Genomic DNA, 12,386 nt, shown 5'->3' with positions numbered 1-12,386 from the left:
GGGCCGGTGGCGGCGCCCGATGGGCACCCGGTCAGGGCGTGCGGCTCCCGGCGGGGAGCTGGCCCGCGCCGGTCGGCTCGGGCACGTACGCGGGCACCGGCGGCATCGTGACGGTCTCGGAGTTCGCGTCGTCAGCGGGCTCCGTGTCGTCGGTGCGCTCCGAACGGGCGCGCAACCAGCCGATGACCCGCCTGCCGTAGTCGATCATCGGCAGCTCGACCCACCGGTAGAGCACCTCGGCCATGGCCAGCGACGCGAACAGGATCGCCACCGCCGTCCTGGTGCGCCCGTCCTGCAGCGTCGGAACCGAGGACAGCACCACGATGGCGGCGATGTGCTGCACCAGGTAGAGCGAGTACGACCGCTGCCCCAGCCACACCATCGGCCGCAGCGACAGCAGCCACGCCGCCGGCCCCCGGCCCGGGGCGATGGCGGCGATCAGCAGGACGACCGGCAGGGCGTAGATCGCGATCGCCGTGACCTCGCCCACCTGCCGGATGCCCCACGGCAGGGCCAGGTGCGCGCAGACGAACACCAGCGCCGCCGCGGTGGCGACCACCGGGTGGGTCACCCAGCGCAGCGCCGCCCAACCGCGCGGGTCGTGCAGCACGATCGCCAGCACGCAGCCCGCCAGGATGACCTCGTAGTGCACCGTCAACCCGCCCATGGTCGACGTCATGCCCAGCGCCAGCGCGATCGCGGCCAGCGCCAGGCCGAGCCTGCGGCTGAAGCGCATGGCGGGCACGGCGAACACCAGCAGCGGCCACACCAGGTAGAACTTCTGCTCCACCCCCAACGTCCACGACTGCCCGTAGAGGTGCACCGGCCCCACCCAGTGCAACGGCCCCGGCGCGACCAGGTCGTTGTTGAACGTCAGGTAGAGCGGCAACTGGTCGGGCAGCAGCGCGAACGCGGGCTCCCGCCGCAAGTACAGCAACACCACGATGAACGCGAGCACGACGAAGTACACCGGCATGATCCGGAACGCCCGCCGCAGGTAGAACTCCCGCAGCGACACCCGCCCCGTCCGCGACTCCTCGCGCAGCGCCAGCGTGGTGATCAGGAAACCGGTGAGCACGAAGAACAACTGCACCCCGGCCCAGCCGGACAGCCAGGCCCAGGACGGCCCGCCGAAGTGCACCAGGATGACCATCGCCGCCGCGACGGCCCGCAGCCCGTCCAGGGCGGGGAACCGTCGCAGTGCCAAGTACTCGGCATGGCTCATCATCCGCACGCGCGCACTCCTCATCCCCCAGTGACGAGAGGGCACCTTATACCACGTTCAGGGCCCGGTTTCGCCTGGCCCGCGCGGTGGAGAACCCACCCGGGCACAACCGAACGACCGGCGCTCTCGAACACGGCAGGCGGAACCCGCCGGTGCACGCCGCGAACTACGAAGGCAGCACGCAGAACTCATTGCCATCGGGATCAGCCATGACCACCCGCTCAACCCCACCCGGACCGGTGTCGAGCACCCTCGCCCCGAGGGAAACCAGCCGATCGACCTCCGCCCCCTGATCGCCTGCCCCCGGAACGAGGTCGAAGTGCAACCGGTTCTTCCCGGTCTTCACCGCCACCGGCGGACCACCCCAGGTGAGCTTCGGACCACCCAGGGGCGAGCGGATCGCAGTCTCCTCATCCTGGTCCCACACCAGCGGCCACCCCAACGCCGCACTCCAGAAGTAACCGACCTCCTGCGACCCGTCACAGGCGAGCGCTCCGACGAAACCGCACTCGGCCAGGAAGTTGTTGCCCGGTTCGATGACGCAGAACTCGTTGCCCTCGGGGTCCGCGAGCACGACGTGCCCCTCCTCGGGGCGCTGACCGACGTCGATGTGCCGCGCCCCGAGGTCGAGCGCCCTGGCCACCGTCTCCCGCTGGTCGTCCAGGGAGGTGCTGGTCAGGTCGAAGTGCGCCTGGTTCTGCCCGGTCTTCCGCTCCCGGCTCGGCAGGAACCGGAGCCGGAACCCGGTGTCGTCAACCGGGACGAGGGTGATGCCGTCCCGGGGGTCGTCACCGTGCTCCCACCCCAGGACACCCGCCCAGAAGCGGGCGAGGCCGTCGGGGTCGTTCGCGTCGAAGCAGAGCGCGTGGAGGTGACAGGTCATCCCGCTCCGCACCTCCGATCTGGTGAGTCGGGGCCGCAGGCGGACCGGGTCCCGCGCCCGTGGCGGACGCAACGCTAGGCGTTCGGGAACCCCGGCGCACGGGAATAAGCCCCCAGGTCAACGCAGTGCACGGACGTCGAGCAAGTGCCCGATGGACCCCGCGCCGTCAGTGCCAGTGGTGCTCGTGGGCGTCGAGGTCCTCCCACGGCGGCAGCGGGTCGTCGTAGCGCTGCCAGGCGGTGGGGCCCTCGGCCAGTTCGGTGTCGGTGAGCAGGGCCGGGTCGAGGCGGCGGCGCGGCTCTTCCCGGTCGAGGTCGATGCCGATGAAGACCAGTTCCTGGCGGGCGGTGTGGTGGTCGAGGAGTTCGCCGGGCTCGATGGTGAGGGTGGGGCCCGCCTGGGACCAGACCGCGAGGGTGTGCGGGCGGCTGGCGAGGTGGCAGAAGCCCTTGCTGCGGGTCACCCCCTCCCAGTCGGCCAGGGCGGTGGCGAGCCGGGTGGGGTGGAACGGGCGGTCCGCGCGGTAGGTGACCGAGCGGATGCCGTACTCCTCGGTTTCCGGGGTGTGCGAGCCTGCCAGCTCCCGGGTCCAGCCGGGCGCCTCTGCGGCCGTGACGGGGTCGTAGCGGCCGGTGTCGAGGACCTCGGACAGGGGGACGGCGCCGCGGTGGGAGCGGACCAGTCGGGCGCCGGGGTTGAGCGCGCGGAGCAGGCCCTCGGTGGTGGCGAGTTGTTCGGTGGTGGCGAGGTCGGTCTTGTTGAGGACCAGGACGTCGGCGAACTCGACCTGGTCGACCAGCAGGTCGGAGATGCCGCGTTCGTCGCCGTCGGCGGCGGCGAGGCCGCGTTCGTCGAGCCGGTCGCCGCGCCGGACCTCGGCGAGGAAGCCCGCGGCGTCGACGACGGTGACCATGGTGTCGAGGCGGGCGTGGTCGGACAGGCTGGTGCCGTCGTCGAAGGTCCACTCGAAGGTCGCCGCGACCGGCATGGGCTCGGAGATGCCGGTGGACTCGATCAGGATGGTGTCGAAGCGGCCCTCGCGGGCCAGCGCCCCGACGCTGTCGAGCAGGTCTTCGCGCAGGGTGCAGCAGATGCAGCCGTTGGTCAGCTCGACCAGCCGCTCACCGCCGCGGCCGGAGACGAGCGCGGCGTCGATGTTGACCTCGCTCATGTCGTTGACCACCACGGCCACCCGGCGCCCCTCCCGGTTGGTCAGGACGTGGTTGAGCAGGGTGGTCTTGCCCGCGCCGAGGAAGCCGGACAGGACGGTGACGGGAACGCGCGCGTCTGCGGTCATGTGAACCTGGTGATCCTCGTGGTGGGCACGGGACCGGGGACGCGGTGCGCCTGCCCGGACCTCCGTGAAAACGACAATCGTTTCCATCAGAATAGCCCACGGGTCCGACGCCGAGAGGCGGCCGTGCCCTGCCGCGGCACGCTTGACCAGGTTGTCGCGAGTTGCGGAACGGCGGTGCTGGTGGGGTGAGGGCTCCCCGGCACCGGGCTGAGCCCCCTCGCCGATGCCGGGGAAGAGGTCTAGTGGTCGTCGTAGTGGTCACCGTGCTCGGCGTGCCGGTGACCGTCGTGCAGGTAGTCGACGTGGTCGCCGTGGGGGACCGCCTCGTGGCCGCAGCCCGCGCTGTGCTGGTGGTCGTGGCCCTCGTGCACCGCGTGGCCCGCGGGCTCGCACTCGTCCCAGTGGCCGTCGTGCTGGCGGTGCAGGTGGCCGTCGTGGGCGTACTCGACGTGGTCACCGTGCTCGACGACCTGGTGGCCGCAGCCGTCACCGTGCACGTGGTCGTGGCCGGTGTGCTCCAGGTGGGTGGTCATGGTTTGTCTCCTATTACCCGTGTGTAGCAATCTTGTTGACGCAGAGTAGCAACATATTCCAAGTCGTGCATGGTTGCGTGCGTTCTCGATCCGGTGAGCCGGATGCGTCCACTGGTAACTCGGAGTCGTCACGGGGATGACTTGGGGACGGTGTTCGACTGTCGACCTCCCCGGCCACGGCCCCACACCTGCGGTGGGGGCGCTGTCGCCCAGGTCGTGCTCACCCGGGAGCCGGTGCGGTTCGCGTCGTTCGCCCCCGCCAACTGCGACACCCGATTCCGCCGGTCAGCGCCTGCTCGCGTAGCGCAGGACCACCACGCCCCCGGCGAAGCGGCGTTCGTCGACCAGGTCGAGGTCGACGTGGACGCCGTCGGGGAAGAAGCGCTTCCCGCCGCCCACCAGCACCGGGCAGATGATCTGGTGGTACTCGTCGACGAGGCCCGCGCGGATGGCCTGGGCGGCGAGGTCCGGCCCGTCGACGGTGAGGTCGTGGTCGGTTTCGGCCTTGAGGCGGCGGACGGCGTCGGGGTCGAACTCCCGGACGAGGCGGGTCCGGGCGCTGGAGACCTCGGTCAGGGTGCGGGAGTGGACGACCTTGTCCGTCGCCTGCCACTGCCTCGCCCACTCCAGCACCACCGGTGGCTGGTCGGGGACGTCGTACGCCGTTTCCCAGTACAGCATCGTCTCGTACATCCGCCGCCCGTAGAGGAACGTGCCCACCGACGCGGCGAGTTCGTTGATGTGGCCGTGCAGTTCCTCGTCGTCGGGGGCGCCCCACGCGAACTCGCCGTCGGCGTCCTCGACGTACCCGTCCAGCGAGGTGATCATCGAGTAGATCAGCTTGCCCATCGCGGCTCCCGTCCGAAGGTCGTGGTCAGATCATCCACGGCACCGGTCGCCGGTCAGCCCGCGGTGGCGGTGACCAGCCAGCAGGCGGCGGTGAAGCGGACCTCCGCGCCGTGCACGAACGGGTCGAAGGCGCCGCGGATCGACTCCACCACCCGGACCCGGGTCTGCTCGTCCTCCTTCTGCAGGGCCAGGCCGACGGGGCCGAGCAGGCTCAGGTAGCGGACCAGCTCGGGTTCCGGGAAGGCGCAGACCACGTCGAGCGGCCGGATGTCGACGCCGGTCCACCCGCTCCGGTCGAGGACGCGGCGCACCCGGTCGGCGTCCCCGAAGGCGAACTGGCCGGGCCCGTCCGGGTCCCTGGCGGGCAGGTCCGGCAGGAGCGGCGCCGCGGCCCGCTCCGCCGTCGTCATGAACGGGTTGTCCGCCGCGCCGCGCCACACGACCGCGCGGAGCTGTCCGCCGCCGCTCACCGCGCGGCGCAGGTTCGCGAAGGCCCGGACCGGGTCCTGGAAGAACATCACGCCGAACCGGGAGACCACCAGGTCGAAGGACGCGGGCTCGAACGGGTGCACCTGCGCGTCGGCCCGGACGAAGGTCGCCCCCGGCTCGGTCCGCGCCCTGGCCGCGGCGATCACCGGTTCGGAGATGTCGACGCCGACGCACGGCTTGCCCAGGGCCCGGGCGATGGCCGCGGTCACCCCGCCCGTCCCGCAACCCACGTCGAGCACGCGGCTGGGGGAGGTGTCCCGCGCGGCGTCGACCAGCAGGTCCTGCAGCGGCTGGAACATCAACTCCAGCAACCCCTGCGCCTGTACCCAGGACTGCCCGGCCGACCCGCCCCACAGCGCGGCCTGCTCGCGATTGGTCTCGCGCACGTCCATTCCCCACTCCTTGTCCTCGTCCGACCGACAGCCCTACCCTGTCACCTCAAGCTGACTTGAGGTCAAGGTGCGATGGCGGAACTGGACATCACGGCGGTGGTCCGCAGCTCCGGCCTGCCCGCCTCCACGCTGCGGTACTACGAGGAGCGGGGGCTGATCGCCTCGACCGGCCGCAACGGCCTCAAGCGCGTCTTCGACGAGGGGGTCCTGGAACGCCTGGCCCTGATCGCGGTCGGCCGGGCCGCGGGCTTCACCCTCGACGACATCGCCCGCATGTTCGGCCCGGACGGCCGCCCCGCCCTCGACCGGGAGGTGCTCACCGCCAAGGCCGACGAGCTCGACGCGACCATCGCCGACCTCACCGCCCTGCGCGACGGCCTCCGCCACGCCGCCGCGTGCCCGGCCCCCAGCCACCTGGAGTGCCCCACCTTCCGCGGCATCCTGGACGCCGCCGCCACCGGCGCCCTCCGGGCACCCGGGAGGCAGATCCGGCGGTGACCCCGCGCGCGCGGGGTGGCGTCGTCACCGGCCGGTGGTCAGCCGCACGGGCGGGAGACGGCGGGTGCGTCGCTCGCCGCCCGCCTGCCGATCTCGTGGACCCGGTCGGGCACCGGGTGGTCCGGGGTGAACGCGTTCGGCAGGTCGGGGACGCAGAGCAGGGCCAGGTGCTTGTCCTGCGCCACCCCGCCCGGTGTGAAGCTCAGGGGACCGGTGACGCCCTGGTACGGCTCGTCGCGGGTGTGGTCGGTGATGGCGGTGTACAGGTAGAGCGGGTCCGGGAGGGACTTGTCGCTCTTGCCCGCGATGAGGTCCTGGGTCGTGCGGACCAGCAGCAGGACGGCGTCGTAGGCCAGGCCGACGCGCTCGCCGACCGGGAGCAGCGTGTCCGGCAGGCAGGCGCCCAGGGTGGTGCGGACGTCCTCCAGGAAGTACCGGCGCTCGGAATCCCCGGACGTGACGAGGTTGCCGCAGAACGCCAGGGAGCCCTTGGACACGTACGTCAGCGGCAGGGTCGGCGGGGCGCTGTCGCGGGCCTCGGCGTTGGCCAGGTAGCGGTTGACGGAGTCGTCGCCGATGACGACCGGCAGCTTGCCGGAGCAGTCGCGGTACAGGGTGTCGATGAACTGGGCGAACTCCGAGTACCGGCCGCCGAAGAACACCACGCCGTCGGGGAACCGGTCGGAGCAGACGGGGCGCAGGGACTGCCCGGTCCACGACTGCTCCTCGTACCCGAGGTCCGCAGCCGCGGAATCCCGGCCCAGGTCCTCGCGCAGGGTGTTGACGTAGAGGTCGCCGCGCTCGACGTCCTCGCGGCGCTGGCCGTCGCGGATCGGGCCGAAGGTGAAGTAGTTGAAGATCCGCTGCCTGCGCAGGACGTTGGCCACGTAGTCGACGACGAGTCGGGACTGGTCGGCGTTCGGCGCCGCGATCTGCAGGAAGTGCCCGGACAGCCCGCCGATGCCGTCGGCGGACAGGGTCGGTGCGATGATCGGCAGGTCGGTCACGCCCAGGTCGGCGATCGCCTGCTTGGTCGTCTCCCTGCTCTCCACCAGCCCGACGACGCCCAGCACCGACGAGTCCTCGGCGCGCAACTCCCGCAGCTTCTCCGCGACCGCGCGGGCCGCCCCCATGTTCTGCCCGCCGTTGGCCACGACGATCGACAGGTACGGCGCGTCCGCGCTGGTGGCCGCCGTCGCGTTGGCCCGGTGCTGGGCCACGGCGAAGCCCTGCAACTCCTCCCGCTCCGCGGCGAAGGTCTGGTCGCCCGCCCCCGAGTCGGGTTTGGTGAGCGTGCCGAAGTAGACCAGCGTCATCACCGGGTGGCTCGGGGTCGCCGCCTTGGCCGCCTCGACGCGCCGGTTCTCGGCGAAGATCCCCAACTGCACCTGCCGCAGCCGCTCGTCGGAGCCGAACACCCGGTCGGCGTGGTCGCTGTAGCCGACGCACTCACCGGACTCCCGCGACACGTCGACCCGGCCTGCACCCAGGTGCAGCGGCGCGCACTCCAGGACCAGCGCGCGCAGGCCCACCACCGCCAGGCCCGCCACGAGCACCAGCGGGACCAGCAGGAGCACCAGCCAGTGGGTGAACCACGGTGGCCGCGGCGGTTCCCGGCGCGGGACCAGCGTGGTGACCGCGGCTCGCACCGGGGCGCCGACCGCGCCGACGTCGACGACAAAACCCTTGCCGCGCGGATCGGCCCGCCAGCGGTCCAGGGCGACGGTGACCTCGTCCGCGGTCACGGCATCCCGGCCGAACAGGTCCGCGCCGTGGTCGGCGACCCCCACCGTGGCGATGACGAGGGGGTCGCGCTGCTCCTCGCGCACGCGGTCCACCAACTCCAGCAGCACCCCGCCCGCGTTGGTCGCCGTCGGCCCGAAGAGCACGAGGACGGGCAGGGTGGTGGCCCGCCACGGCCGGACCCGCCACGGCACCCGGTGGAACTCGTCGGCCAGGTCGCGCAGGACCGCGTGGACCAGCAGCCGCCGCGCCTCCGGGGACTCCCGGCGCGTGCCCGACCTGCTCAGGCCGACCGCGAGCGCCCAGATCGACGCCTCGCGGCGTGCCACGTAGGCGCGCCGCATGACCCAGCGCAGCACCCGGCCGGTTCCGGGCAGCCGCCACGCCGTGATCAGCCGGAACACCGCGAGCGGCAGCGCCGCCGACAGGCCCAGCGGGAGGTCGGACCACGTCGCCGTGGCCGTGAACTCGCCTGCGATCTCCGGTCGCTTGGCCAGCAGCCGGGAGTCGTCGCGCACCCGTTTGGCCATCTCGACCCGGTGTTTGCGGCTGTCGGGGCCGAGGCTCTGGTCGAAGACGAAGTCCAGCAGCCAGAAACGGGGGAACCGCGGTTGCTGGCCCCTGCCGAATGCCCCGGTGGCGAACGCGTCGGTGATGGCCTTGAGCAGGGCCCGCAGGTCGTCCGTGGTCGCCGGGGCCGTTCCCCCGACGTCGATCAGCGCGTGCGGGACCTGCCGCGCCCCGTCCGCCCCCAGGCCGTGCGCGATGGCGGCGCGCAGGTCCTCGGCGTTCCCGGTCAGGGTGAAGCCCAGCAGCGGGGGCGGGCCGGGGGTGCTCCGATCGGCCCGCGTGCGCAACTCCGCGATGAGCACGGCCAAGGCCGCGGTGACCACCTCTCGGCGCACCGGTTGCCCGTCCTCCGCCATCTGGTCCCCTCCGCCGCGGGCGCGACGCCCGTCGAATGAAATGGTGATCGACAGCTCGGCGGTACCGTTACGGCCAAAGGAAACCGGGTGCCGAGACCGCTGTCAGTTCACCCGTGCGGGGGAGTGGTCCCGCTGTACTCCACGAGCCGCCGGGCCTGCCGCTCACTGGAACAGGGCGATCGGGCGCACCAGGAGTTCGCCGCGCTCGGCGTTCCACGACTGCACCCGGCCCAGCGCCTGGGCCTTGAACGCGTCGGGTGGGATGTCCTCGCGGCGCAGGCTCTCGGTGCGGCAGTCCAGGCGCACGTGGGCGCCCGCCGACCCGTACGGGGCGACGAGGGTGGTGCGGCCGTCCTCGGTGCCCACCAGGCGGAAGCGGCCCTTGAGCAGGACGTAGGTGTCGACGTCCTGCAGGCGCACCCGGTGCGGGTGGTCCGGGCCCAGCGCCTGCGCCAGCGCGTCGCTGCGGGTGATCGTGCCCGTGGTGAGGTCCACCCGGACCATGCCGTTGCCGGTGGTGAGGCTGCGCAGCACGACGCCGATCAACTCGACCGGGTCGGCGGACTTGATGTAGACCTCGGTGCGCTCCCGGCTGCGGGTGTGGCCGCCCGCGGCGCCGAACCTGACCGCGTCCAACGACATCCTGCCCTCGGAGGCGCTGCCGACGATGTCCTGCACCTCCTTGTCCACCGCCTCGCTGAACCCGTTGGCGCGCGCGATCTCCAACACCGACTCGTCGCGCAGGTAGAGCATGATGCCCGGGCTGTTGGACGACTCGGCGTAGCGGTGGCGGGCCCGCCACATCACCCAGGCGGTCACCAGCGCCACCACCAGGGCCAGCGCGGTCACCCCCCACACCAGCACCCGGAACAGCCAGATGGACCACCACAGCGACCAGTCAACAGCCACGGATCCCCCTCACCGCGTTGAGCAGCGACCCGCCGGTGGCGTCCACCAGCGCGCCGCCGGTGGCCTCGGCGACCCGGCGCAGCTCCACCGGGTCCGCCGCGCCGATCCGCACCGCGAACAGCGGCGGCGCCGGTCGGGGCAGCCCGGCCAGCAGGTCGTCGGCGCTGATGCCCGCGTTGTTCTCCCCGTCGGTCACCAGCACCACCGAGGTCGGGTTCCGGTCGTAGGCCTGCCGCACCGCCGACCAGATCGCCGTGTTCCGCCCGAAGTCGTCCGGCGCGACGGCAGCGGCGAGCCGGTCGAGGTCCGGCTGCCCGCGCACGGTCACGGACCGCTCGTCGAGCGGCTGACCGGCGAACCGCACCACGGTCAGCGTCTCGCCGGGGTGGAACCGGGCGAAGCCGCCGGTGCCGGTGCCGCTCAGCGCGCTGAACACCGACCGCAGACCGGCCGCGCGCTCGCCCGCCATCGACAGCGAGAAGTCCAGCACGAACACCACGTGCGCGGTGGTGGGCTGGTCCCAGACCGCCAGCAGCCGGTCCAGCACGTCCGCGCTCCCCGGCAGGAACATGCCCGTGCCGACGTCGGCGCTCAACCGCCGCTCGCGCGGCACCGCCGGGTCCACGGGTCTGCGCGCGGTGGTGGACATGATCCGCCGCTGGTGCGCAGGGTCGAGCAGCCACGCCACCACCCGGTCGTAGGCGGCGCGCTCGCCCGGGTCGAGCAGCAGCAGCGGGAAGTCCGACAGCACCACGCCGTCGCGCGGGTAGACCAGCTCCAGCGGTTCACCCAGCGAACCCGACGCGTTGAGCATGAGCAGCGCCGACTCGTGGTCGACCACCCCGTCGAGCCGGTCCGCGCTCGCGGCGAACTCCGCGGCCGGGTCGGGGCCGGTCGGCTCCTGCCCGGACCGCAGACCGGCCAGGCGGTCGCAGGTCACGTCCTCGGCGCGCAGCGCCTGCCCGGTGCCCGCCGCGGCCGTCGCCAGGCCGAGCAGGGCGGTCAACCCGACGTCGGACCGGTGCGGGTCCGGCACCGCCAGCCGCAGCTCTCCCGCCGCGACCCGGTCGGCGACGTCGGCCCAGCCCGGGCGCGCGGACACCGCCCGCAGCCGCCGCGCCGCCGCCGGGCGCAGCCCGACGACCACGGGGGAGACCATCGTGCTGGTGGACAGCGGACCCGGCCCGCCGCGGCCCGCCCGCAGCCGGAACAGCGCCTCCGACCCCACCCAGGCCAAGTCGTGCCCAGGTGCCCCCGCGGCCGATTCGACCTCGACGTCCCGGCTGTCGCGCAGGTCGAGTGCGAGGTCGATCCCGGTGTCGCGGCGCAGGTCGGCCAGCAGCGGAGCCAGGTCGCCCAGCTCGCGGTCGGCGAGCACGGTCAGCCGCACCGGGTCGTCGGCGCCCGCCGTGCACCCGGCCAGGGTCGAGGCCACGAGCAGCGCGCACAGCGCCCACCGGGTCAGCACCGCCCCACCGTCTTGATCATTTTCTCCATCAGGTCCAGCGGCGGCAGGAACGTCTCGGTGTCGCCGATCCCGGAGACCGGCATCGGCAGCCCCTTCTCCCGCAGGAACGCGCCGAACTCGCCGCTGGTGCTGACGTCGTCGGTCTCGAACACCCGGAACCCCAGCTCCAGCGCTCGACGGCGCAGCCGCGGGTCGTCGGTGACCAGCTCGCCGACCCGCTCCCCGTTCGGCGTCAGCGCGATCAGCTCCGGCACCGCCTGCACCTGGTCCTCCGGGTAGAGCAGCACCCGGTCGGAGTCCGGCCCGCCGTGCACGTCCTTGGTGCGCACCTGGTGGGCGAGGAACTGGTGCTCGTAGAACACCGACACCGGGGCCAGCCCCCGGCCCTCCGGCGCCAGGTACGCCTGGGCCATGTCGTCACCGGGGAACCCCTGCGCGGTCAGCAGCGGCCTGATCTCCTCGGCCAGCGCGACCGCCTCCGTCTCGTCGGCGGGCGGCCTGCGGTCGTTCGCGGCGAAGGCGGCCATCCCCATGTACGTGCCCGCGGAGTTGGAGTAGCAGACGTCCGACGTCTGGGCGAGCACCCGGTTGCCGTTGCCCAGGGGCGCGTCCCCGCCCAGGCCCTGCCAGGTCTTGCCCGCCCTGGTCAGGTCGAGGAACCCGGAGAGGTTCAGGTTGTAGTACATCGGCGGCTCGACGCCCGGCTGGGGCGTCGCCACCCCGGCCTGGACCAGCGCGTCGGCGTAGGCGCGGTAGGTGCCCAGCACCACGGGGGAGAAGAACGGCTTGTGCGGCTTGACGAACCTGCGCTCGGCCTTGCGCTGCTGCTTGATCAGCAGCGCCGCGGGCTGGCCGGACGGGAAGACGAAGTCGTAGCCGCCGAGGTCACCGGTGGCGACCTCGCGCGAACCCGTCGCGGTCAGGTGCACCTGGATGCCGTTCTCCATCAACACCTCGCGCACCACGGCGTCGTTGAAGAAGTCCTCCTTGGAGGCCATCTTCGCCTCGACCACGACAACGTCGGGGATCGGCGCGGTGATGCCCCCGCTCGCCGACAGCGTGATCGCCCCGGTTACGGCGACCAGCACCGCGGGCACGAGCACCCAGGTGAACCGCTTGCGGCGCAGCACCGAGCGCGGGCGCACCACCAGCAGTGTCGGTTCCTCGGCCACGA

Annotated in this window: 11 protein-coding genes; 1 reads left to right on the top strand and 10 read right to left on the bottom strand. The window is 72.6% G+C overall.

Annotation, left to right across the window (positions count from 1 at the left end):
• Positions 1-31 precede the first annotated feature (31 nt).
• From L6E12_RS12085 to L6E12_RS12060, 6 genes are all read right to left on the bottom strand, one after another.
• The gene (locus L6E12_RS12085) at positions 32-1,228 is read right to left on the bottom strand and encodes an acyltransferase (RefSeq protein WP_236228071.1); all 1,197 of its coding nucleotides are present in this window, start codon (positions 1,226-1,228) and stop codon (positions 32-34) included.
• A gap of 163 nt (positions 1,229-1,391) precedes the next feature.
• A complete protein-coding gene (locus L6E12_RS12080; protein WP_236227985.1) occupies positions 1,392-2,108 on the bottom strand; it encodes a VOC family protein in 717 nt (238 codons plus the stop codon).
• Between the two features lie 166 nt (positions 2,109-2,274).
• Positions 2,275-3,405 carry a GTP-binding protein gene (locus L6E12_RS12075; protein ID WP_236227984.1) on the bottom strand — a complete coding sequence of 377 codons (1,131 nt, stop codon included), beginning with the start codon at positions 3,403-3,405 and terminating at the stop codon, positions 2,275-2,277.
• Between the two features lie 239 nt (positions 3,406-3,644).
• Positions 3,645-3,938 carry a hypothetical protein gene (locus L6E12_RS12070; protein ID WP_236227983.1) on the bottom strand — a complete coding sequence of 98 codons (294 nt, stop codon included), beginning with the start codon at positions 3,936-3,938 and terminating at the stop codon, positions 3,645-3,647.
• A gap of 285 nt (positions 3,939-4,223) precedes the next feature.
• On the bottom strand, positions 4,224-4,787 hold the full coding sequence (locus L6E12_RS12065) for a dihydrofolate reductase family protein (RefSeq protein WP_236227982.1): 564 nt from the start codon (positions 4,785-4,787) through the stop codon (positions 4,224-4,226).
• A 53-nt stretch (positions 4,788-4,840) separates the two neighbouring features.
• On the bottom strand, positions 4,841-5,662 hold the full coding sequence (locus L6E12_RS12060) for a class I SAM-dependent methyltransferase (RefSeq protein WP_236227981.1): 822 nt from the start codon (positions 5,660-5,662) through the stop codon (positions 4,841-4,843).
• A gap of 78 nt (positions 5,663-5,740) precedes the next feature.
• On the opposite strand from L6E12_RS12060, the gene L6E12_RS12055 reads away from it, so the two are divergent.
• A complete protein-coding gene (locus tag L6E12_RS12055) occupies positions 5,741-6,166 on the top strand; it encodes a helix-turn-helix domain-containing protein (RefSeq protein WP_236227980.1) in 426 nt (141 codons plus the stop codon).
• Positions 6,167-6,204: 38 nt separating this feature from the next.
• Here L6E12_RS12055 and L6E12_RS12050 read toward each other — a convergent pair whose 3' ends face one another.
• The 4 genes from L6E12_RS12050 to L6E12_RS12035 form a co-directional block, all read right to left on the bottom strand.
• Positions 6,205-8,835, bottom strand: coding sequence for a hypothetical protein (locus L6E12_RS12050; protein WP_236227979.1), 2,631 nt, complete (start codon positions 8,833-8,835; stop codon positions 6,205-6,207).
• Positions 8,836-8,997: 162 nt separating this feature from the next.
• Entirely contained in the window at positions 8,998-9,744 is a 747-nt protein-coding gene (locus L6E12_RS12045; RefSeq protein WP_236227978.1) for a hypothetical protein, read from the bottom strand.
• The gene (locus L6E12_RS12040) at positions 9,734-11,212 is read right to left on the bottom strand and encodes a vWA domain-containing protein (protein ID WP_236227977.1); all 1,479 of its coding nucleotides are present in this window, start codon (positions 11,210-11,212) and stop codon (positions 9,734-9,736) included. The genes L6E12_RS12045 and L6E12_RS12040 overlap by 11 nt, the downstream gene beginning before the upstream one ends.
• Positions 11,206-12,384, bottom strand: a complete 1,179-nt coding sequence (locus tag L6E12_RS12035) for a hypothetical protein (RefSeq protein ID WP_236227976.1) — start codon at positions 12,382-12,384, stop codon at positions 11,206-11,208. The genes L6E12_RS12040 and L6E12_RS12035 overlap by 7 nt, the downstream gene beginning before the upstream one ends.
• Positions 12,385-12,386 lie beyond the last annotated feature (2 nt).

The organism is Actinokineospora sp. PR83 (assembly GCF_021056305.1).
Taxonomy (GTDB): Bacteria; Actinomycetota; Actinomycetes; order Mycobacteriales; family Pseudonocardiaceae; genus Actinokineospora; species Actinokineospora spheciospongiae.
Note: the sequence above shows the minus strand (reverse complement) of the source record. Positions and strands in the feature narration are given on the sequence as shown.

What these genes read in the sequence shown, in the direction of transcription:
- L6E12_RS12085 (WP_236228071.1), bottom strand. Translation starts at nt 1,228, where the DNA reads ATGATGAGCCATGCCGAGTACTTGGCACTGCGACGGTTCCCCGCCCTG.
- L6E12_RS12055 (WP_236227980.1), top strand. Translation starts at nt 5,741, where the DNA reads ATGGCGGAACTGGACATCACGGCGGTGGTCCGCAGCTCCGGCCTGCCC.
- L6E12_RS12070 (WP_236227983.1), bottom strand. Translation starts at nt 3,938, where the DNA reads ATGACCACCCACCTGGAGCACACCGGCCACGACCACGTGCACGGTGAC.
- L6E12_RS12065 (WP_236227982.1), bottom strand. Translation starts at nt 4,787, where the DNA reads ATGGGCAAGCTGATCTACTCGATGATCACCTCGCTGGACGGGTACGTC.
- L6E12_RS12080 (WP_236227985.1), bottom strand. Translation starts at nt 2,108, where the DNA reads ATGACCTGTCACCTCCACGCGCTCTGCTTCGACGCGAACGACCCCGAC.
- L6E12_RS12075 (WP_236227984.1), bottom strand. Translation starts at nt 3,405, where the DNA reads ATGACCGCAGACGCGCGCGTTCCCGTCACCGTCCTGTCCGGCTTCCTC.
- L6E12_RS12050 (WP_236227979.1), bottom strand. Translation starts at nt 8,835, where the DNA reads ATGGCGGAGGACGGGCAACCGGTGCGCCGAGAGGTGGTCACCGCGGCC.